This window comes from Microbacterium galbum (assembly GCF_032464915.1).
GTDB classification, from domain to species: domain Bacteria; phylum Actinomycetota; class Actinomycetes; order Actinomycetales; family Microbacteriaceae; genus Microbacterium; species Microbacterium galbum.
Genome location: NZ_JAWDIS010000001.1, coordinates 1,941,210 through 1,963,320 on the forward strand (window position 1 = coordinate 1,941,210; position 22,111 = coordinate 1,963,320).

The 22,111-nt window shown below is 70.6% G+C and carries 16 protein-coding genes; 12 read left to right on the forward strand and 4 right to left on the reverse strand.

Translation table 11 applies throughout. The features are described 5' to 3' along the window. The first annotated feature begins 44 nt into the window (after nt 1–44). Nucleotides 45–3,335 carry a LamG-like jellyroll fold domain-containing protein gene (locus RWH45_RS09055; RefSeq protein ID WP_315994546.1) on the forward strand — a complete coding sequence of 1,097 codons (3,291 nt, stop codon included), beginning with the start codon at nt 45–47 and terminating at the stop codon, nt 3,333–3,335. A gap of 354 nt (nt 3,336–3,689) precedes the next feature. Here RWH45_RS09055 and citH read toward each other — a convergent pair whose 3' ends face one another. Further along, a complete protein-coding gene (gene citH / locus RWH45_RS09060) occupies nt 3,690–5,216 on the reverse strand; it encodes a citrate transporter CitH (protein ID WP_315994547.1) in 1,527 nt (508 codons plus the stop codon). Nucleotides 5,217–5,382: 166 nt separating this feature from the next. Here citH and RWH45_RS09065 point away from each other — a divergent pair, with 166 nt between their 5' ends. Both RWH45_RS09065 and RWH45_RS09070 read left to right on the forward strand, forming a co-directional pair. Continuing rightward, on the forward strand, nt 5,383–7,026 hold the full coding sequence (locus RWH45_RS09065; RefSeq protein WP_315994548.1) for a sensor histidine kinase: 1,644 nt from the start codon (nt 5,383–5,385) through the stop codon (nt 7,024–7,026). Continuing rightward, complete coding sequence (locus RWH45_RS09070) at nt 7,023–7,673, forward strand: response regulator (protein WP_315994549.1); 651 nt, start codon at nt 7,023–7,025, stop codon at nt 7,671–7,673. Before RWH45_RS09065 ends, RWH45_RS09070 begins: the two co-directional genes overlap by 4 nt. Before the next feature lie 171 nt (nt 7,674–7,844). Here RWH45_RS09070 and RWH45_RS09075 read toward each other — a convergent pair whose 3' ends face one another. Next, nucleotides 7,845–9,128: an alpha-amylase family glycosyl hydrolase gene (locus RWH45_RS09075; RefSeq protein ID WP_315994550.1), complete on the reverse strand. Its 1,284-nt coding sequence runs from the start codon at nt 9,126–9,128 to the stop codon at nt 7,845–7,847. 66 nt (nt 9,129–9,194) lie between these two features. Next, nucleotides 9,195–10,424, reverse strand: a complete 1,230-nt coding sequence (locus RWH45_RS09080; RefSeq protein ID WP_315994551.1) for an ROK family protein — start codon at nt 10,422–10,424, stop codon at nt 9,195–9,197. A 105-nt stretch (nt 10,425–10,529) separates the two neighbouring features. On the opposite strand from RWH45_RS09080, the gene RWH45_RS09085 reads away from it, so the two are divergent. The 4 genes from RWH45_RS09085 to RWH45_RS09100 are packed head-to-tail and all read left to right on the forward strand — an operon-like array spanning nt 10,530 to nt 15,406. Continuing rightward, nucleotides 10,530–11,849, forward strand: a complete 1,320-nt coding sequence (locus RWH45_RS09085) for an ABC transporter substrate-binding protein (RefSeq protein ID WP_315994552.1) — start codon at nt 10,530–10,532, stop codon at nt 11,847–11,849. Next, nucleotides 11,846–12,760, forward strand: a complete 915-nt coding sequence (locus RWH45_RS09090; protein ID WP_315994553.1) for a carbohydrate ABC transporter permease — start codon at nt 11,846–11,848, stop codon at nt 12,758–12,760. Before RWH45_RS09085 ends, RWH45_RS09090 begins: the two co-directional genes overlap by 4 nt. Further along, a complete protein-coding gene (locus RWH45_RS09095) occupies nt 12,757–13,692 on the forward strand; it encodes a carbohydrate ABC transporter permease (protein ID WP_315994554.1) in 936 nt (311 codons plus the stop codon). Before RWH45_RS09090 ends, RWH45_RS09095 begins: the two co-directional genes overlap by 4 nt. Before the next feature lie 31 nt (nt 13,693–13,723). After that, on the forward strand, nt 13,724–15,406 hold the full coding sequence (locus RWH45_RS09100; RefSeq protein ID WP_315994555.1) for a glycoside hydrolase family 13 protein: 1,683 nt from the start codon (nt 13,724–13,726) through the stop codon (nt 15,404–15,406). 149 nt (nt 15,407–15,555) lie between these two features. On the opposite strand, the gene RWH45_RS09105 is transcribed toward RWH45_RS09100, so the two are convergent. Continuing rightward, nucleotides 15,556–16,578, reverse strand: a complete 1,023-nt coding sequence (locus RWH45_RS09105; RefSeq protein ID WP_315994556.1) for a LacI family DNA-binding transcriptional regulator — start codon at nt 16,576–16,578, stop codon at nt 15,556–15,558. Between the two features lie 178 nt (nt 16,579–16,756). Between RWH45_RS09105 and RWH45_RS09110 the strand changes: the two genes are divergently transcribed. Genes RWH45_RS09110 through RWH45_RS09130 form a run of 5 tightly spaced genes read left to right on the forward strand, consistent with a single transcriptional unit; the run spans nt 16,757 to nt 22,044 of the window. After that, entirely contained in the window at nt 16,757–18,109 is a 1,353-nt protein-coding gene (locus tag RWH45_RS09110) for an ABC transporter substrate-binding protein (RefSeq protein ID WP_315994557.1), read from the forward strand. Next, entirely contained in the window at nt 18,109–19,080 is a 972-nt protein-coding gene (locus RWH45_RS09115) for a carbohydrate ABC transporter permease (RefSeq protein ID WP_315994558.1), read from the forward strand. The genes RWH45_RS09110 and RWH45_RS09115 overlap by 1 nt, the downstream gene beginning before the upstream one ends. Beyond that, the gene (locus RWH45_RS09120; protein WP_315994559.1) at nt 19,077–19,901 is read left to right on the forward strand and encodes a carbohydrate ABC transporter permease; all 825 of its coding nucleotides are present in this window, start codon (nt 19,077–19,079) and stop codon (nt 19,899–19,901) included. The genes RWH45_RS09115 and RWH45_RS09120 overlap by 4 nt, the downstream gene beginning before the upstream one ends. A 29-nt stretch (nt 19,902–19,930) precedes the next feature. Next, on the forward strand, nt 19,931–20,890 hold the full coding sequence (locus RWH45_RS09125; protein WP_315994560.1) for a family 43 glycosylhydrolase: 960 nt from the start codon (nt 19,931–19,933) through the stop codon (nt 20,888–20,890). Beyond that, entirely contained in the window at nt 20,887–22,044 is a 1,158-nt protein-coding gene (locus tag RWH45_RS09130; RefSeq protein WP_315994561.1) for a serine hydrolase domain-containing protein, read from the forward strand. Before RWH45_RS09125 ends, RWH45_RS09130 begins: the two co-directional genes overlap by 4 nt. Nucleotides 22,045–22,111: the final 67 nt, after the last annotated feature.

A 22,111-nucleotide genomic window follows, 5' to 3' on the forward strand; every position in this document is an offset into this window, starting at 1 on the left:
GACGGTGCATGCAATGTCGCATTCACGAGAGGACCCCCACCCCCGTGCCCACTCTCCCTCGGACGGCGCTCCCGCGTCGTCTCCCGTCCTGGACGCTGGCCGTCCCGATCGTCGCCGCCCTCGTCGCGGCGCCGATCACCGCACCACTGATCGCCCACGCGGAGGTTCCGTCCGCGGGGCTGATCGTCTCCTATCCCCTCGACGAGACGTCGGGCACGGTCGCGCACGATACGTCGGGCAACGGTCGTGACGCCGCATACGTCGGGGGGCCGACGCTGGGCGGCGCCGACGGCGTCCGCCTCGACGGCGACGACGACTGCGTGAGCCTTCCCAACGATGTTCTCAAGGGACTCACCTCCGTCACGATGAGCACCGACGTGATCGTGCGACCGGAGCAGTCGGGCAATTACTTCATCTGGGGCCTCGGCAACACCACCTCCTGGTTCGGCAACGGCTACCTGTTCGCCACGGGCAACCCCGCGCGTACCGGTATCGCGAGCGGCAACTGGTCGACCGAGCAGGAGACCCGCTGGTCGAGCAACCTCGAGCGCGGCGTCTGGAAGACCCTGACCTACACCCTCGACGCCGGCAGTAAAACCTCCCGCCTGTACCTCGACGGCGCCCAGATCGCCGAGAACACGAACACGACCACCACCCCCGGCTCGATCGGCGGCGGCACGACGACGGCCAACTACCTGGGGCGCTCGAATTACACCCCCGACAAGCGCCGCGCCGGCAGCCTCCGCGACTTCCGCATGTACGACCGCGCGCTGTCCGCCGACGAGGTCAAGGGACTCGTGAAGACGCCGGAAGACACCGCGGCCGCGCAGGCGGCGCTCGACGCGCTCATGGTGACCAACATCGACGACGTGCGCGGCAATCTGACGCTGCCTTCCTCCTCGCGGGGGCTCGACGTCACGTGGTCGTCGGCCGACGCCCACGTCATCACCGACGGAGGCGTCGTGACGCGGCCGGATGCCGACACGACTGTCGCGCTCACGGCATCCGTCACGAAGGGCGCCGTCACCCTCACTCGCACGTTCTCGGCCGCCGTCCGCAAGGCCGCGAAGATCGGACCGTTCGCGGGGTACACGTTCGCGTACTTCACGGGCAACTCCGTCGCGGGCGAGAACATCTTCTTCGCGGCCAGCAACGGCAACAACGCCCTGTCGTGGACCGAGCTGAACAACGGTCGGGCCACGCTGACCTCCGCGTTCGGGGAGAAGGGGCTGCGCGACCCGTTCCTCATCCGCTCGCCCGAGGGGGACACGTTCTACCTCATCGCCACCGACCTCTCGATCGGCCGGAACGGCGACTGGGATCGCTCGCAGCGTCAGGGCTCGAAGTACATCGAGGTGTGGGAGTCGCACGACCTGATCGCCTGGAGCGCGCAGCGTCACGTGAAGGTCTCTCCCGACACCGCGGGCAACACGTGGGCACCGGAGGCGTACTGGGACGACGCGCTAGGTGAGTACGTCGTCTTCTGGGCGTCGAAGATCTACCCGGCCGACGACCCGAACCACACCTCGAACGTCGCGAACAGCATGATGTACGCCACCACGCGCGACTTCGTCACCTTCAGCGACACGAAGGTCTGGCAGGGCGGCACGTCGCGGATCGACTCGACCGTGATCAAGGCCGACGGCGTCTACCAGCGCTTCACGAAGGACGAGGGCGGCGCCACGGGCTGCACCGACATCATCCAGGAGAGCTCGACGGTGCTGACCGCTCCGCTGGACCAGTGGTCGCCCGTCACCACCTGCATCGGCAAGAACGCCGGCACGGGTGCCGTCGAGGGGCCGAGCATCTTCAGGTCCAACCCGGGCGACGTCAACGGCGACACGTACTACCTCTTCGTCGACGAGTACGGCGGGCGCGGCTACATCCCGCTGGCTACGGCCGACATCGCCCACCCCGACTGGAAGGTGCCGGCCAGCTACCGCCTGCCTGCCAGCCCGCGCCACGGCACGGTCATGCCCGTGACGGCCAGCGAACTGGCCGCCCTCCGAGCGAACCTGCCCCAGCCCCTCGAGGCCAACGCCCAGGGTCAGCTGCTCAGCTACGACTTCACCGACGGTTCGGGCAGCACCCTGCACGATCGCTCGGGTGCGGGTCGTGACGCGCAGATCGCGGGCGGAGCCGCGTGGAGCAACGGCGCGCTGACGCTCGACGGCGTGGACGACTACGTCGACCTGCCCGACAACGTGCTTGCGGGTGTCGGCGACTTCTCCGTCACTATGCAGGCACGGGTGGACTCGGCGCAGCGCAACCCCTACTTCCTGTACGGGTTCGGCAACACCGGTGGCGACGGCGCCGGCAACGGCTACCTGTTCGCCACGGGTAACAGCGTCTACCGCGCCGCTGTGTCCACCGGCAATTGGAGCGGCGAGCAGGAGGCCAAGTCGTCCGCGGCGCTGCCGCGTGACCGCTGGGTCACACTGACGTACACGCTGAGCGGGTCGACGGCCCGGCTGTACCTCGACGGGCAGCAGGTCGCAGTGAACACCAACGTCACGGTTCGCCCCGGTGACATCGGAGGTGGCAGCACGCTGGCCAACTACATCGGCAAGTCGGTCTACACGAATGACAACCTGTTGAAGGGGCAGGTGCGCGAGTTCGCGCTGTACAACCGCGCGCTGTCGGCATCCGAGATCGCCGGGCTGAATCCGACGCCGACCCCGACCCCGACGCCCACGTCGACGCCGACCGCTACGCCGACACCTACGGTGACCCTGACCCTGACCCCGACCCCGACCCCGACGCCCACGTCGACGCCGACACCTGCGGTGACGCCGGAGCCGACCTCGACGCCGGAGCCGACCTCGACGCCGGCTCCGACCGCGACGCCGGCTCCGACCGCGACGCCGGAGCCGACGGCCACGCCGGAGCCGACGAGCGACCCCACGGCCACCCCGACCGCGTCGCCCACGAGCACCCCGGATGCCACCCCCTCGGTGTCCGTCTCGACCACCACGGTCGAGCGCGGAGGGATCGTGCGCGTGACGGTGACGGGTCTCGCCGCGGGTGAGCAGGTCACCGCGGAGCTGCGCAGCGACCCGATCCGCATCGCCGGCATCCCCGCCGCCGATGCGAGCGGCCGCGTGGCATTCGATGTGCAGATCCCCGGCGGCCTCGCCGCGGGCAGCCACACCATCGTCTTCTACGGGGCCGACGGCTCGGTGATCCGGAGCGTTCCGATCATCGTGGTGGCCGCGGGGCAGCTCGCCGCGACCGGCGCGCAGGCGCCCCTGGGCGCGGGTCTGCTCGCCGCGTTCCTGGTGGTCGCCGGTGGCGTGGTGTGGACGATGCGTCGCCCGCGCCGCACCGACGCCTGATCCGCTGAACGGAAGGAAGACTCCGGATGCCCTGGCATCCGGGGTCTTCCTCGTGCACGGTGCGCGGGCCGCCCGCCGTGCCCGCCCCGGGCCGTCCGCGCGGGGGAGGGCGCGCTGCCGGGACGGATGCGTGAGCGCGGTGCCGAGACGGCCGCCGGCGCGGCCTGCTTCACGCATAAACGCGATCCACGACCATAAACGCGGTGAGCACGCGTTTCTGCGCGCGGATCGCGTTTATGCGTGGGGTGGAAAACGGCGCGGCCCGGCACGGCGCGGCCCCGCACGGCGCGGCGCGCGGGACAGAGGAAGGGCCCCGGATGCCGTGGCATCCGGGGCCCTCATCGAGCGAGAGGATCAGCCGAGCAGCGGAACCGCACCGACGAGAACGCCGACGGCGAGCATCACCAACGAGACGATCGTCGCGCGCCACAGCACCTTCTTGTGGTGGTCGCCGAGGTTGACGCCGGCGAGCGAGACGAGCAGCAGGATGGCCGGCACGAGCGGGCTCTGCAGGTGCACGGGCTGACCCGTGATCGAGGCACGGGCCATCTCGACGGGCGCGATGCCGTAGTTCGCGGCGCTCTCGGCGAGCACCGGGAGGATGCCGAAGTAGAACGCGTCGTTCGACATGAAGAACGTGAACGGGATCGACAGCACGCCCGTGATGACGGCGAGGAACGGACCCATCGACGCGGGGATCACCTGGGTGATCCAGTCGGCCATGGCGGTGACCATTCCGGTGCCGTTCAGCACGCCGACCAGGACACCCGCGGCCAGCACCATCGACACGACGCCGACGATGCTGGGCGCGTGGGCGACGATCTCGTCGGCCTGCCCGCGCAGCTTGGGGAAGTTGACGATGAGGGCGATCGCGGCACCGACCATGAACACGAAGGCGAGCGGGAAGATGTCCATCACCAACAGCACCATGACGGCGACGGTGAGCACGAGGTTGAACCAGATGAGCTTCGGCCGGAGCGTCGCGCGGTTCGGGTCGAGCATGGTGTCGGCCATCGCGGTGTCGGCGGCCTCGACCAGCTGCGGGGCGGCGATCGCGTCGCGACCCCCGCGGACGGTCACGATGTTGCCCGTGCGCAGCGAGGCGAGCGCGCCGGGCTTGTGCTCCGCGCCGCGGAACATCTTCGGGGCGCCCAGACGACCGAAGCCGCCGGGGCCGTCGATCTTCGAGGTGTCGACCGAACCCGCGAGGCGCTTGCGCTCGGACAGGCCGAGGAACCAGGCGAAGGCGAGGGCGACGACCAGGCCCGCGAGGAGCGAGGGGATCATCGGTACGAAGACGTCGGTGGGCTGCAGGCCCAGCGCCGTCGCGGCGCGCACGGTGGGGCCGCCCCACGGCACGATGTTCAGGGTGCCGTTCATCAGACCCGCGACGCAGGTCAGCACCACGGGGCTCATGCCCAGGCGCAGGTACAGCGGCAGCATCGCCGAGGTGGTGATGATGAAGGTGGTCGAGCCGTCGCCGTCGAGCGACACCGCGCCGGCGAGGATCGCCGTGCCGAGCACGATCTTGGCCGGGTCGTCGCCCAGGAAGCGGGTGATCACGCGGATCAGGGGATCGAACAGGCCGACGTCGATCATGATGCCGAAGTACATGATGGCGAACAGCAGCAGGGCGGCGGTCGGTGCCATCTTGCCGATCGCGTCGATCACCATGTCGCCGAGGCCGAAACCGGCGCCGGCGATGAGGCCGAACACGGTCGGCACGATGATGAGGGCGACCATGGGGGTCATGCGCCGCGTCATGATCAACGCCATGAACGACAGCACCATGAGGAAACCGAGGGCGACGAGCACGCCGTCGGCGGGCGTGTAGGCCACCGCGTACTCTTCGGCCTCGGCCGCAAGGATCAGGGGGGTCATCGCGACTCCTTCGTCGTGGATGTGGGCGCCCGGTGCGCCATCGATCTGCCGACCGTACGGATACCGGGTCCTCGGGCGCGCGTTTGCTCGCATTGAGCGTCGTTATGCGCGTACCGTGTCTTCTGCGCATTTCGCGCATGACGACGTCGCCGACCGGGAGGTGCGCATGCGATTCGCCACCCGGATGCTCGTGGTGCAGGTCGCCACCCAACTCGTCGTCGTGGCGGTGTGCACGGCCGTGTTCGCGTGGCTCGGGGTGCAGCAGCTCAAGGCGGAGGCCGATTCGTCGGCCCTCAACATCGCCCGCTCGGTCGCCGAGGCGCCCGACGTGCGCTCGCTCGTGACCGCGTTCTCCGCCGACCCCGGAACCCCCGATGCCGCCCAGCTGCGCGACGGGACGCTGCAGCATTACGCCGCCGACGTCACCGGGCGCACGCAGGGGCTGTTCGTCGTCATCACCGACGATCACGGCATCCGTCTGGCGCACCCCGACCCCGACCGGCTGGGGGAGGTCGTGAGCACGAGCTTCGCCGACGCACTCGCCGGTCGCGAGGTGGTGACCTGGGAGACCGGCACGCTCGGCGAATCGGCGCGGGCGAAGGTGCCGATCTATCCGCCCGGCGGAGGGGCGCCGGTCGGCGAGGTGAGCGTGGGCTTCGAACGGGCCAGCGTCTTCGACGACCTCCCCGCGCTGATCGCCGGTATCGCCGTGGCCGTCGCGCTCGCCGTGGCCATCGGCGCGCTCGTGGCCCTGCTGATGCGACGCCGGCTCGAGCGGCTGACCCTGGGCGTGCAGCCGGAGGAGCTCGTCGCGCTCGTGCAGACCCAGACCGCCGTGCTCGAGGGAGCCGATGAGGGCGTCGTCGCCCTCGACGAAGCCGGTGTGGTGCGGGTGTGCACGGCCACCGCCGAACGCCTGCTGGGTGTGACCGGCGCCGTGGGGCGACCGATCGCCGATCTCGGTCTCGCGCCGGCCGTCTCGGCCGCGCTGTCGGGCGCCGGGGCCGCGACCGGGCTGCCGCTGGGCGACCGCGTCGTCTTCGTCGACGTGCGGCCCGTGCGACGCGGGGCGCGCGCCCTCGGCCGGGTGGCCGTTCTGCGCGACCGGACCGACGTGATGGCCCTCTCGGGCCGCCTCGACAGCGTGCGCGCCATGGGCGACGCTCTGCGCGTGCAGCGGCACGAGAATGCCAACCGGCTGCACGCCGCCGTGGGGCTCCTCGACGCAGGCCGGGTCGAGGAGGCGCGGGGGTTCCTCGCCGACCTCGTCGATCGGGGCTCGGTCGATTGGGCCGTGCCGGGGATCGAGCTCGTGGGGGACGCCATGCTGCAGTCCTTCCTCGGCGCGAAGGCCCTCGCCGCCCGGGAACGCGGTGTGGCGTTGCGCGTCGCCGACGACACCTTCTCGAGGGAGACGATCGACGACGTCGAAGACGTGGTGGCGGTGCTCGGCAACCTCATCGACAACGCCGTGACGGCCGCCGCGGCTGCTCCCGCACCCCGCGAGGTCGAGGTCAGCGTGCTCGACGATCGCGACGCAGTGGTGATGACGGTGTCCGACAGCGGGGGCGGGATCGCCGACGTCGACGGGATCTTCGCGCAGCGCGAGCGGGGAACCGACGTCGACACCGACAGGGTGCACGGTCTCGGGATCGGGCTGCCCCTGTCGCGCGAGTTCGCCCGGCGCCGGGGCGGGGACGTGTGGGTCGTCGACGCGGGTGACGAGGAGAACGGCGCCATTGTGGCGGCGCGCCTGCCCGGCGTACGCCGGAGCCGCGACGACGTGGAACGAGAGAGAGGCGACGCGTGAGCGGCATCCGGGTTCTGGTGGTCGACGACGACTTCCGCGTGGCGGGGCTCCATCGCGAGGCGGTCGCCGCGCGGCCGGGCTTCGTCGCGCTGGAGCCAGCGCGCACGATCGGCGAGGCGCGCATCGCGATCGCGGCGCACGCCCCCGATCTCGTGCTGGCCGACGTCTACCTGCCCGACGGCGACGGGATCGACCTGGTGCGCACCCTCGACGTCGATGCGTTCGTGCTGTCGGCGGCGACGGATGCCGCGACGGTGCGCCGCGCATTCTCGGCCGGTGCCCTCGCGTACCTCGTGAAGCCGTTCGACACCCGTGTGCTGGCCGAGCGCCTCGAGCGCTACGCCCGGTATCGCAATCTGCTGACGAGCGTCCGACCGCTCTCGCAGGACGACATCGACCGCGCGGCATCCCTCATGCGCGGCGAGCGCGAGGGGGCCTCGCTCGCACGGTCGGCGACCGAGCAGACGGTGCTGGGGGCGCTCGCCGGAGACGAGGCCTCGGCGTCGGAGGTGGCCGAGCGCATCGGGGTCTCGCGCGCCACGGCGCAGCGACACCTCACCGCGCTCGCGGAGCGGGGGCTCGTGCAGGTGAGCCTGCGCTACGGGTCGACGGGTCGCCCCGAGCACCGGTTCCGCGCGGGCGGGTGAGGCGCGGCACCCGGTCTGCGGTGGGCTCGGTCCCTTCGACAGGCTCAGGGACCTGGGTGCGGTTCGGGGACCTGGGTGCGGCTCGGGGACCTGGGTGCGGCTCGGGGACCTGGGTGCGGCTCGGGGACCTGGGTGCGACGCAGGGACCTGGGTGCGGGAGTGGCCTGGCGCTCAGGCCTCCAGCACCGCCCAGCCCCGCGGGCCCAGCTCGACCCGGTCGCCGACGAGCGTCCCGTCGCCGGTGACGACCGTGCGGGCGTCGGCGGACGGAAGCGACACCGGTTCGTCGCCGATGTTCAGCGTCACCACGACCGCGTCGTCGGCGGTCGCCGTCCGCAGCACGATGCTGGTGTTGGCGAGCTCGACCACGTCGGTGTGCGCACGCCAGAGCCACGGCTTGCGGCGACGCAGGGCGATGAGCGCCCGGTGCGCCTCGAGGACCCGCGCGTCGCCGTCCACCGCGTCGGGTGAGGCGGGGAACTCCGGCCGCACCGCGTCGTCGCCGCCGAGGCGCTCCTCCTTCACCGCGGTCCAGCCGAATTCGTCGCCCGCGTAGACCGATGGGGTCCCGGCGACGGTGAACAGCACCGCGAGGGCGTGCGGCACGAGGTCGGCGCCCACCGCCGAGGCGATGCGCGTGACGTCGTGGTTTCCCACGAACGTCTGAGGGACGAACACGCGCAGCAGCTCGTCGTGCCGTTCGATCGCGTGACCGAGCTCGAAGAGGTTCCCGTCGGCGATGCCGTGCCAGATGCCCTGCCACAGCTCGTACTGCGTCAGGGAGTCCATGCTCGATTCCTGCACGATCCGCGCCGCGTCGCCGTGGATCACCTCACCGAGGAACCACGCGTCGGGGAAGCGCTCCCGCACGCGCGGCAGCACCTCGGCCCAGAAGGGCGAGGGCACCGCGTACGCCGCGTCCAATCGCCATCCGTCGACGCCCCGTTCGAGCCAGTGGCACATCACCTCGACCACCAGGTCGGCCACGGCGGGGGAGGAATGATCGAGGGCGACGAGCGCGTCGTGCCCCTCGAAGACGTCCGCCTCGAACCGGCCGTCGATCCACCGCCCGCGGAACAACTGCGGTGCGTCCTCCGTCTGCTCGCGGAAAGCAGGGTGCCCGCGCCCCACGTGGTTGAAGACGCCGTCGAGCAGGATCCGGATGCCCCGCTCCCGCGCCGCACCCACGAGACGGTCGACATCGTCGTCGTCTCCGAGCCGCGGGTCGATGCGGAAGTGATCGACGGTGTCGTAGCCGTGGGTCTCGGACGCGAAGACCGGCCCCAGCAGCAGACCGTTCAGCCCGAGCTCGATGACATGGTCGAGCCACGGTTCGAGACGGTCCAGGCGATGCACGGGCTCGGCATCCGGGTCCACGCCGTCGCGGATCGGCGCACCGACGAACCCCAGCGGGTAGAGGTGCCACCAGAGGACGTGTTCGGGCCATTCGGGCATGCGACCGACGCTACCGAGGTCGCGCGGATCGCGAGGCGGGGTTGCGGCGGTCGCCGAGGGGCGCGTTCAGGCGCGCGCGCGAGCGTCGGGCGCGGCGAAGGCGAGGAGGTCGAGCGCATGGGACCGCGCGGCGTCGACGGCCGCGGCGACCGCGCCGATCGAGACGATGTCCGCGCCGAGGGGGGATGCCACGATCTCGGGCGCCGGAAGGTCCAGAGCGCGGGGGAGAGCGGCTCGTGCCGCGGCGATGATCGGCTCGGCGCCCGCGGCGATCGCGCCCGAGACCACGACCCTTCGTACGTCGAAGAGGCTGCCCAGGGTCGCGGCGACGATCGAGAGCGCACCGCCGACCTCCTGCGCGACGGCGAGCGCCCCGGCATCGCCCGCGCCGGCAAGGTCGAGGACGGTCTTGGCGTCGAGCGCGGCGGGGTCGATCGTCGCCAGAGCCGATCCGGCGGGAAGGCGCCCGGTGGCACGGGCGTCGCGGGCGGCGTCGACGCACCGCGGCGCGAGGCCCTCGGCGCCGCCCACGCCGGTGACCCGATCGAACGCGACGGTCTCGCCGGCGCCGCCGTGAGCACCGCGCAGCAGACGCCCGTCGACCCAGATCCCCGCACCGAAACGTTCGCCGGCGAGGAGGGCGATGAAGTCGTCGACGCCGACCGCGGCGCCGTGCGCACGCTCGGCGACGGCCGCGAGGGAGGCATCGTTCTCGACGCGCACCACCGGAGCCCACTCGGCGAACGTGTCGACGAAGCCCGGGTTCATGCGCTCCCAGAATCGGTCGTGATGAACGGGGGAGCGACCCGATCGATCGACGGGCGCGGGGACGCCGACGCAGAGGGCGGCGATGTCGGACCGGTCGCGGTGCGCCCGGGTGAGGGTCGCGTCCACCGTCGCCTCGGCGGCTCGTCGACGGCGTTCCGGAGAATCCCGCTCGGGGTCGACCGCGAGGCGCGAGGTCGCGAGCGCCCGTCCGCGCAGATCGGCGACGGTGGCGGTGACGTGCCCGCGGCCGGCGTCGACGCCGACCACCACGGCCGAGTCGGGACGGAACGCGAAGCGGCGCGCCGGGCGCCCCTTCGAGTACTCCCCGACGGTGCGGGCGTTCGGCATTTCGGCGAGCAGGCCCCGCTCGACGAGCTCGTCGAGCACGTCGATGGTCGTCGACCGCGTCAGGCCGACCGCCGCCATGACGTCGCTGGCGGTGAAGGCCTCGGCGTCCCAGGCGTGGGCGAGCACGGCGTCGAGGCTGCGTCTGCGCAACGAGGCCGCCGCCGATGTGGCATCCGACATCAGATCTTGACCCCTTTCGCGTCCGATGCAATACTGCCCTCATCAAGTTAATTTGGCGAGTAAATTTACTCGGCGACACAACAAATTCGCAGTGCAGCGAGGAGGATGCAGGTGTCGACGAAGACGAGAGCGGGGCGGCGGTGGCTCGCCGCGGCCGCGGTGGGGGTGCTCGGGGCGAGTCTGCTCGCCGGCTGCACGGCCGACGGGCGCGAGACCATCCGCTTCACCTTCAGCAAGCGCGAGGCGCTGTCGTTCATGAACGACGTCGTCGCGCAATACAACGCCTCGCAAGACGAGGTCCGCGTCGAGATGGACAGCTCGGGCGTCGACGTGGTCTCGGCGAGCTTCGTCCGCGGCAACCCGCCCGACATCATGCTCGCCAACTACAACTACGAGGTCGCCCGCTTCGTGCAGCGCTGCGCGCTCAGCGACCTCTCCGGCACGACCGCCGCGGGCGCGGTCCGCGAGGATCTGCAGCCGCTCATGGACCAGTACGGCTCGTGCGAGGGGCGCACCAGTGCGCTGCCCTACTCGGTCATGGCCGCCTCGGTCATCTACAACAGGCAGATCTTCGAGCAGCTGGGCCTCGAGGTTCCCACCACGTGGGACGAGCTCATCCAGGTGTCCGACACTCTGAAGCAGAACGGCGTGACCCCCTTCTACGGCACCTTCAAAGACGACTGGACCGTGGCGCAGGGCTGGTACGACTACTCCGTCGGTGGCTCGCTCGACGTGATCGACTTCTTCGACGGCCTCGCCGCCGAGGGCGATCAGGTCGGGGCCGATTCGACGGTCTCGTTCGCGAAGGACTTCACCGAGCCGATGGACCGCATGCTCCAGCTCGCGCAGGCCTACACGAACGAGGATGCCGAGAGCCGCGCTTACGGTGACGGCAACCTCGCGTTCGCGCAGGGCCAGGCGGCGATGTACCTGCAGGGTCCCTGGGCGCTCGGCGAGATCGCGAAGACCGCGCCGGACCTCTCCGTGGGCACCTTCCCGCTGCCGATGACCGACGATCCCGCCGACCTCAAGGTGCGGGTGAACATGGACCTGGCCGCGATCATCCCCGAGGCCTCCCGCCACCAGGATGCCGCCCGCGACTTCCTCGAGTACCTCTACCAGCCCGAGATCATCGAGGCCTACAACGAGTCGCAGCTCGGGTTCGCGCCGACCACGGACGCGCCCTCCCCCAGCGACCCGCGGGTCGCCGGCATGGTCCCGTACTACGAGCAGGGTCGCATCTACCAGGGCGCCTCGGTGCTCGTGCCCAAGACGATCCCCACCTTCAACTACGCGCAGGCGATGATCTTCGGCGCCTCGCCCGAGGCCACCCTGCGCACGATGGACGAGGACTGGTCGCGGCTCGCATTCCGCCAGCCGCCCGCCTCGACGACGGATGCCGCTGGCGAGGAGGCCGCGCGATGACCACCACCACCACGATCGTCACGGGTGGGAAGGCGACGGCTCGCCGTAGCTCGCGCCGTATCGAGCCCATCTACTACCTGTTCCTGCTGCCGACCCTCGTGCTGTTCACGCTCGCGATCACGATCCCGGGTCTGATCGGCATCTTCTTCAGCTTCACCGACTCGATCGGTCTCGGGGAGTGGAACTTCACGGGGCTGACGAACTACGTCGCGATCTTCAGCGACCCCGCGATCCTGCAGGCCTACCTGTTCACCTTCGGGTTCTCGATCGCCACCGTCATCGTCGTCAACGTCGCGGCCTTCCTGCTCGCGGTGGGCCTGACCGCGCGGATCCGCTTCACGAAGGCGTTGCGGACGGTCTTCGTCATCCCGATGGTGATCTCGGGCATCATCATCGCCTACGTCTTCAACTTCCTCTTCAGCAACTCCGTGCCGTCGGCGGGCGAAGCCCTCGGCATCCCGTGGCTGCAGACGAGCCTGCTCGCCAACCCCGATCTGGCGTGGGTCGCGATCGTCATCGTCACCGCGTGGCAGGCGATCCCCGGGACGTTGCTCATCTACATCGCGGGACTGCTCTCGGTCCCGGGCGACGTGTACGAGGCGGCCGGACTCGACGGGGCCAGCAAGACGCAGCAGCTGCTGCGCATCACGCTCCCGCTCGTGGCCGGCTACGTCGTCATCAACGTGATCCTCGGCTTCAAGGGGTTCTTGAACGCATACGACATCATCGTCGGTCTCACCGGCGGCGGCCCGGGGACGGCGACGCGCAGCGTCGCGATGTCGATCATCCTGGGCTTCAACGGCGGCGACTACGCCTATCAGATGGCCAACGCCGCGCTCTTCTTCGTCGTCGCCGTCGTCATCTCGCTCCTGCAGCTCTCGCTGACGCGGGGAAGGAACACCCTGTCATGACCGCTCTCAACCAGCCCGCCCTCGCCTTCGAGCAGGCCGAGCTCGCCGTCCCCGAGCGCCAGGGCCCCGCGGGCTCCGGCCCCCGGCGCTCCCGCTTCCGCCGCGTCGGCGCCGAGCGCATCAGCTGGTCGACGACGACCATCCTCGTGCTGTGCTCGCTGACGGTGCTGCTGCCGTTGTACGTCACCGTCTCGATGGCGCTCAAGAACGGCACGCAGGTGGTCGACGGCAACGCGTTCTCGATCCCCTCGCCGATCAGCTTCGACGGTTTCGTCCAGGCGTGGACGCTCACGAAGTTCCCGGTGGGCCTCGCGATCTCGCTGCTGGTCACCGCGGGCACGGTCGTGGCGACCATCATCCTCGCCGCGTTCGCGTCGTACGCCATCGCGCGCAACTGGGACCGGAAGCTCTTCCGCTACTCGTTCTTCTACCTGCTCGCGGCGATGTTCATCCCGTTCCCGGTCATCGCGCTCCCGCAGATCCAGCTGACCGGGCGCCTCGGCCTCGACAACCCGCTCGGCGTCATCATCCTCGCCACGATGTTCCAGCTGAGCTTCAGCGTGCTGTTGTTCACCGCCTTCCTGCGCTCCATCCCGCTCGAACTCGAGGAGAGCGCGCGCATCGACGGCGCCACCACCTGGCAGACGTTCTGGCGTCTCATCTTCCCGCTGCTCGCACCAATGAGCGCCACGGTCGGCATCTTCGCGTTCCTCTACGCGTGGAACGACTTCATGATGCCGTCGCTCATCATCAGCGACCCGGCCCTTCAGACGCTGCCCGTGCGCCAGAACCTGTTCCAGACGCAGTTCAGCAACAACTACAACGTCGCCTTCGCCTCCTACCTCATGGCCATGGCCCCCGCGATCGTCGCCTACCTGTTCACCCAGCGATGGGTGATGGCCGGCGTCACGCAGGGCGCCGTCAAGGGCTGAGCAGACCTTCCCCTCCCCGAAAGGACCCTTCGTGACAACCGCCGCACCTTCCGTGCACGCCCGCGCGCTCTCCGACACCCCCGACTGGTGGCGTCAGGCCGTGGTGTACCAGGTCTATCCCCGCAGCTTCGCCGACACGAACGGCGACGGCCTGGGAGACATCCCCGGCGTCACCTCTCGCGTTGCGTACCTGGCCGAACTGGGGGTGGATGCCATCTGGCTCAGCCCCTTCTACCCGTCCGACCTCGCCGACGGCGGTTACGACGTCGCCGATTACCGTGACGTCGACCCGCGGCTGGGAACCCTGGCCGACATGGACGAGCTGATCGCGCAGCTGCACGCCCACGGCATCCGCGTCGTCGTCGACATCGTCCCCAATCACACCTCCGACAAGCACGTCTGGTTCCAGGAGGCGGTGGCCGCCGGTCGCGGCTCGGCCGCGCGGGAGCGCTACATCTTCCGCGAGGGCACCGGTCCCGACGGCTCCGAGCCGCCGACCGACTGGGTCTCGGTGTTCGGAGGCCTCGGGTGGGAGCGCGTCGCCGACGGCCAGTGGTACTTCCACAACTTCGACGTCTCGCAGCCCGATCTGAACTGGTCGAACCCCGAGGTGCGCGCCGACTTCGTGAAGACCCTGCGCTTCTGGAGCGATCGCGGCGTCGACGGCTTCCGCATCGACGTGGCCCACATGCTCACGAAGGACCTCACGGAGCCGCTGCCCTCGCGGGCGGAACTCGAGGCGATGCCGATCGACGGTACGCACCCGCTGCTCGACCGCGACGACGTGCACGAGGTCTACGCCGAGTGGCGTGCCGTGTTCAACTCGTACGACCCGCCGCGTACCGCGGTGGCCGAGGCCTGGGTCCACCCCTCGCGGGTCCCGCTCTACGCCAGCGCCGAGAGCCTTGGACAGGCGTTCAACTTCGACCTGCTGGAGGCCGACTTCGACGCCGGGCAGTTCCGTCGGATCGTGGCCGACAACCTCGCCCTCGCCGCTCGATCGGGGTCCTCGACCACGTGGGTGCTGTCCAACCACGACGTCGTGCGCCACGCCACGCGGTACGGCCTGCCCGACGCCGAGCGCGGCACCGACGGACGCCCGACGCTCAAGCACGGCAACGAGTGGCTGCTGTCGGGCGGGCAGTCGCCGACCCTCCACGCCGAGCGCGGCGAGCGTCGCGCACGAGCGGCGGCGCTGTTCGTGCTGGGCTTGCCGGGGTCCGCGTACCTGTACCAAGGCGAGGAGCTCGGGCTGCACGAGGTGGCCGACATCCCGGATGCCGAGCGCCAGGACCCGACGTTCTTCCGCAGCCCCGGGGTCGACATGGGCCGTGACGGATGCCGCGTGCCCCTGCCCTGGACCTCGTCGGGGTCGGCGTTCGGATTCGGCCGGGGCGGCGCGCACCTGCCGCAGCCGGAGTGGTTCGAGACCTACGCCGCCGATGTGCAGGACGGCGATCCCGCATCGACGCTGTCGCTGTACCGCCGGGCCCTCGCCCTGCGGCACGGATTGCAGACCGAGGAGCGGCTGGAGTGGATGGACACCGACCGCGCCGACGTGGTCTCGTTCTCCCGCCCCGGCGGGTGGACCGTCGTGACGAACTTCGGCACCGAGCCCGCCGCGCTCCCCGCGGGTGAGGTACTGCTGTCGAGCGGCCCGCTCGCGGGAGACGTCCTGCCGGGTGAGGCGACGGTCTGGATGCGACGCGCCTGACCCCCGCACGGAAGCCCCGGCGCCCTCGTGCGCCGGGGCTTCCGTGCGGGGAGGCCTCGACCCCGTCGAGCGTCCAGAACACGCCGGGCTCGCCGGCCGCGCGCGGCATGTCCTGGACACTCGACGGGAGGAATCCTTCCCGCGTGCGCTCAGGGGCGGCGGATCGAGTCGCGGATCACCACCGGCATCTCGACGAGGTGCTGCCCCTCGGGTGGGCCGTCCGGCGTGAGCAGGAGCTCGACGGCGCGGCGGCCCATGTCCTCGTGCGGAAGACCGATCGTCGTCAGCCCCGGACGCAGGTAGGCGGCGAGCTCGTCGTTGTCGAACGACACCAGCGACACGTCGTCGGGCACCCGCAGCCCGGCATCCCCCAGGGCCTGGAGGGCGCCGAAGGCCAGCCGGTCGTTGAGGCAGACGATGGCCCGCGGGCGCATCCCCTGGGCGAGCAGCCGCGCGGTGAACTCGTAGCCGGGGGCGGGCTCCCACAGCCAGATCGACTCCTCGTGCAGGAATCTCGCCCCCGCGTCGGCCATGGCCGCGGAGATCCCGCGCACGCGCGCCGCCACCGTGGCCGAGCGGAACAGATCGCGTTCCGCCTCCGCGTCGTATCCGAGGAGCAGGATGCCGTCGCGGATCCCCGCATCGAGGAGGAGCTCGACCGCCCGTCGACCTCCCGTCTCCTCGTCGGGCAGCACGCTGCATCGGTGCAGCTCGTTGGTGGCGTTCAGCATGACCGTGCGCAGTCCCGTCGGCAGGCGGGGGACGAACGTCTCCCGCGCGCGCATCGACGCGAAGATGATGCCGTCGACCTGACGGTCGAGCAGGGCCGAGACCGCCTCGGCCTCGCGTTCGGGCTCACCTCCGGTCTCCGCGACGAGCACGACCTGGCCGGCGGCCTCCGCCGCGCCGAGCGCGCCCTTGATGAGCCCGCTCGCGAAGCGGGTGGTCGCGACGAGGTCCGAGACGAAACCGACGGTGTGCGACGTGTCGGTGCGCAGCGCCCGCGCCGACATGTTGGGGCGGTAGCCGAGCTCCGCGGCAGCGGCGTGCACGCGCTCGTGGGCGTCCTTCGAGAGGCGGGTGTCGGGACGACCGTTCAAGATCATGGAGGCCGCCGCGGGGGATAGGCCGGCTCGCCGGGCGACGTCGGCCAGTGTGACCCTCTTGCCCATCGGTGCTCCCGTTCTGCGGCATCGGCGCCGCGGTCACGATCTTCGCAGTGATCTTGACAGCGCTCCGTGCGTCTGCATAAATGATGCTGCTAAATCCTTTCAGCACAGGTTAGCGCACCAGCAGTCCGCCGCCGGAACAGCCCGAGCGCCGGCACGCAGCACAGACGAAGGAGTCGACATGAACACCCGCATCCCGCGCCGGCGCCGAGGGGCATCCCTCGCCCTGCTCGCCATCGCCGGCCTCACCGGCGCCGCCCTGACCGGGTGCGCGCCCGGAAGCGCGGCCCCGGCCGCGCAGAACGACGTCGAGGTGAGCACCGAGCTCACCAGCGACCCCGTCCAGCTCACGATCGCCGACGAGACGGGCTTCCCGGTCACCGACAAGCTGACCGAGGAGTTCACCAAGCAGCACCCGAACGTCACCTTCACGATCAACCGCGACACGTTCCAGAACCTCACCGCGAACGCCCCCAAGCTTCTCGCCAGCTCCACCCCGCCCGACCTCATCCGCCTCCCCACCCTCGGCGACACGGTGCGCGACGGGCTCGTGGCCAACCTCGACCCCTACTTCGACGCCTACGGGTGGGACGCCTGGCCGGCGTCGCAGCTCGCGCCGCTGCGCATGAACGACGAGGGCGTCCGCGGATCCGGGTCGCTCTACCAGCTGGGCCTGGGCTACAGCATCACCGGCATCTACATGAACACCACGCTCGCCGACCAGCTCGGCATCGACGCCCCGCCGCAGACCCTGTCCGAGCTCGAGGACGACATGGCGAAGGCGAAGGCCGCCGGCATCCTGCCGATCATGGCCGGCGACAAGGACGGCGTCGTCAACTTCGTGGTCCAGGCCGCGGTGAACCAGTACGTCGACAAGGACCAGTTCCTGTCGTGGATGTTCAACGAGCCGGGTGCGCGCTACGACGAGTCCGGCAACGTCCAGGGTGCCGAGCTCGTGCGTGAATGGGCGGATGCCGGGTACTTCCCGTCCGACATCAACGCGATCGACTACTTCACCTTCACCAGCCGCTTCTCGGCGGGCGAGGGTCTGTTCACCTTCAACGGCAACTGGGAGGCGGCGAACTACCAGAAGGCGCTCGGCTCCAACGTCGAGTTCTTCCTCGTGCCGCCGGCCGAGGCCGGAGCCGATCACGTGGCCATGGGAGCGGCGAACTCGTTCTCGGTCGCAGCCAAGTCGCCGCACATCAACGAAGTCGCGTACTTCCTGAACTGGGTGCACACCGATCCGACCGCGCGCCAGATCATCGTCGACGTCACCGGTGCGTCGCCCGGCGGCAACCCCGCCCAGGAGCTGCCGAGCGTCGAGTCCGGCTCGCTGATCGAGAACGCGCTGAAGATGTCCGCGCAGATCGGCGCTGAGAACGGCCAGGTCGACTTCATGGCCAACACCACCGCGGGCATCTACGCGGGCTCGATCATCCCCGAGTCGCAGCTGCTGGTGACCAGCCAGATCACCGGCCAGGAGTTCGTCGACCGCGTGCAGAAGTTCTACGAGAGCGAGGTCGGGAAGTAATGACCGACCGTGCGGTCGCCGTCGCGGCGGCCCCTCGACACGGCGACGCCTCCTCGGCGACGGCGACCGCACCCGTTCGCCGGGCCGCTGCACGCGCAGTGGCCCGGCGGGCGACCCTCGTCGGCTGGGTGCTCCTCGTGCCCGCCCTCGCGTTCTACGTCGGATTCGTCATCTGGCCCCTGCTCCAGGGGGTGCAGTACTCGTTCTACGACTGGAACGGCATCGGTCTCGCCCGCTGGGTCGGCTTCGAGAACTACCTCACGGTGTTCACCGACCCCGACCTGCTCGGCGCGATCCGCAACGCGTTCATCCTGATCGCGTTCTTCACGTTCATCCCGGTGGGGCTCGGGCTCGTCCTCGCGACCCTCATCCGCGGCATCCGGTACAAGGCCTTCGCCGCTACGGCGCAGACGGTGCTGTTCCTGCCGCAGATCATCCCGCTCGCCGCCGCCGGTATCGCCTGGTCGTGGATGTACGCCCAGACCGGTGCGGTGAACCAGATCCTCGGCTGGGTCGGGCTCGGCTGGATCACCCGCCCGTGGCTCGCCGATTACGGCACGGCGCTGCCGGCCGTGGGCCTGATCGGATCGTGGGTGCTCACCGGTCTGTGCACCGTGCTGCTGCTCACCGGTCTCGGCAAGATCGACGTCTCGCTGTACGAGGCGATCCGCCTCGACGGTGCCGGGTGGTGGCGCGAGTTCTTCACCATCACCCTCCCCGGCCTGCGTCAGGAGATCGCGGTGCTCGTCACCGTCACCGTCATCGCCGCCCTGTCGAGCTTCGACATCATCTACACCTCGACCCAGGGCGGTCCCGGCCGCGCGACCCTCGTGCCCGGCCTGTCGATCTTCCGCATCGGCTTCACCCAGAGCGATGTGGGCCTGGCCTCGGCCTTCGGCATCGTGCTCATGGTGCTGGTGCTGATCGTGGTGCTCCCCATCCAACGCCTCTCGAGAGCGAGCGACTCGTGATCGCCAGCCGTACCGAGCGCGTGCTCGGCATCCTCCTGCTCAGCGTCGCCGCGATCGTGACGCTCCTGCCGCTGATCAGCATGTTCTCCGCGGCACTCCAGCCCGCCGACCAGAATCCGACCGGTCTCACCTGGCCGACCGATCCGCAGTGGGGCAACTTCGCCACCGCCTTCGAGACCGGCCACGTGTGGCAGCTCATGGGGTCGAGCCTGGTGATCGTCCTCGGAGTCGTCCCCCTGAGCCTCGTCGCCGCCACCCTGGCGGGCTTCGCGCTGGGCTCGCTCCAGGTGCGCTTCGGCCGCGGCATCCTTGTGTTCTTCGTCCTGGGCCTGACCATCCCGTTCGAGGCGCTCATCATCCCGCTCTACTACCAGGCGCAGTCGATGGGCACCGTGAACACCCCCTGGGCGGTGATCTTCCCGCTGATCGGGCTCTACATGCCGTTCGGCGTCTTCTGGATGCGCGCGCACTTCATCAACGTGCCCCGCGAGCTGTCCGAGGCGGCCCGGGTCGACGGTGCCTCGATCTGGCGGGAGTTCCGCAGCATCCAGCTCCCGCTCGCCGCTCCCGCGCTCTCGGCCCTGGCGATCCTGCTGTTCATCTGGACGTGGAACCAGTTCCTGCTCCCGGTCGTCCTCATCGCCGACCCCCTGCAGCGCACGGTCGCGGGCGCCCTGACCTTCTTCCAGGGCCAGTACTCGCTCAGCATCCCGCTGCTCAACGCGGGAGCGCTGATCATCATCACGCCCGCCGTCCTGCTGTTCCTCGTGTTCCAGCGCCAGTTCATCCGCGCCCTCGTGCAGGGCGCGGTCAAGGGCTGATCACCCCCTTCTTCCCCGAAACGGACCTCATGACGTTCACGCCGCCCGACCACTGGGTCTGGGATTTCTGGCTCGCCCGCGACGGCGACACCCACCACATGATGTTCCTCCAGGCGCCGACGAGCCTGGGCGACCCCGACCTGCGTCACCGCAACGCCAGCGTCGGCTACGCCACGAGCGACGACCTGCGCTCGTGGACCGTCCACGGAACGGTGCTGGAGCCCTCCGGGGGAGATGCTCCGGATGCCACGGCCACCTGGACCGGCAGCATCGTCGGGGCGGATGCCGACTGGCGCATGTTCTACACCGGCTCGCGGTTCCTGCGCGAGGGCGAGATCACGAACGTCGAGACGGTGCTCGCGGCATCCTCGACCGATCTGGCGACGTGGGTGAAGGATCCCGAGGTGGTCGTGGCCGCCGACGCGCGCTGGTACGAGACGCTCGACGCGGGCACCTGGCACGAGGAGGCCTGGCGCGATCCGTGGGTGTTCGCCGATCCCGACGGCGAGGGATGGCACATGCTCGTCACCGCCCGCGCCCGGGACGGCCGCGGCCGCGACCGCGGGGTCATCGGGCACGCCTGGTCGCGCGACCTGCACCAGTGGGAGGTGCGCCCCCCGCGCAGCACGCCGGGCGCCGGTTTTGCTCACCTCGAGGTGCCGCAGGTGGTGCGGATCGCGGGGCGGTGGGCTCTGGTCTTCTCCTGCGACGCGACTCATCTGGCCGGTGACCGCGTCGGTCAGGCGGGAGGTATCTGGGCCGTGGCCCTCGACGACCCGCGGGGTCCGTACCCCGTCGAGCGTGCGACGCTGGTCGCCGACGAGCGGCTCTACAGCGGTCGCGTCGTCGCCGACGACGCCGACGGCCAGGCCGTGATGCTGGCCTTCGAGAACGTCACGACCGACGGCGCGTTCGTCGGCACCCTGTCAGACCCGCTCCCGCTGCGCTGGGACGGCGACCGTCTCATCGTCGCGGAGGTCGTCCGGTGACCGCGGTGCAGGGCGTCGTGGCCCCGGGATTCGAGCCGGTGGGGGAGGCCTTCGCCGCCGCATTCGCGGGGCTGTCCGAGATGGGCGCGGCCCTCGCGATCCGCGTCGACGGACGCACGGTCGTCGACGTCTGGGGCGGCACAGCCGACAGCCGCGACGGTCGGCCATGGGAGAGCGACACGCCCTCCGTGGTGTTCTCGTGCACGAAGGGTCTGATGTCGATCCTCGCCGCGCGGCTCGTCGAAGACGGGATGCTCGACCTCGACCGTCCGTTGGCCGAGCTCTGGCCCGAGTTCGCGGTGCACGGCAAAGACCGGGTGAGCGTGGGCGACGCCCTCGCGCATCGGGCGGGCGTCTCGGCCCCGCGGATCGACGTCACGCGCGCGCAGCTGCTCGATTTCGACGCGATGACCCGGATCGTCGCCGCGCAGGAACCGCTGTGGGAGCCCGGCGCCGGCTGGGCGTATCACGCTCTCACCCACGGCTGGCTGTCGGGCGAGATCGTGCGCCGGGCCGGCGGCGTCGCCCCCGGCGAGGCGTTCGCGGCGATGGCGGAGGCGGTGGGCGGCGGAGCGTGGCTCGGGATGCCGGCCGAGGTCGCGGCATCCGCTGCTCACCTGCGCGTCGGGCCGACGCTCGACGCCCTCGTCGCGCGGCAGGCGGCCGAGCGGGACCCCGGCGTCGTCGACTGGCTGGACCGGGCGATGACGCTCGGCGGCGCACTGCCGGCCACGCTCGTGACCGACGACGACGGATTCAACGCCGACGACGTGCGGGCCGCCGTGATCCCGGGGGCGGGCGCCGTCGCCACCGCCCGGGCGGTCGCGGCGATGTGGTCGGCCACGGTCGTCGAGACCGACGGCATCCGTCTGCTCCGTGACGACACGCTCGACGAGGTCACGCGAGAGCGCACGGCAGGCGCACCCGTGTTCGCCGCGCCCGCCCCGTGGCCGCGCTGGGCGGCGGGCTTCCAGCTGGACTCCGACGCGCGCCGCTACCTCGGCCCGACGAGCTTCGGCCACGACGGGGCAGGCGGTCAGGTGGCGTTCGCCGATCGCGCAGCCCGCGTCGGCTTCGCCTTCGTCACGAACTGGATGGAGGCCGACGACTCCCGCGCCACGAGGATCGTCGACGCCCTCCGCGCGCTGGTCTGACCCCTCCCTGCGCGAGGTGCCGAGATTCGTCGCTTCCGGGCATCCCGGAGCGACAAATCCCGGCACC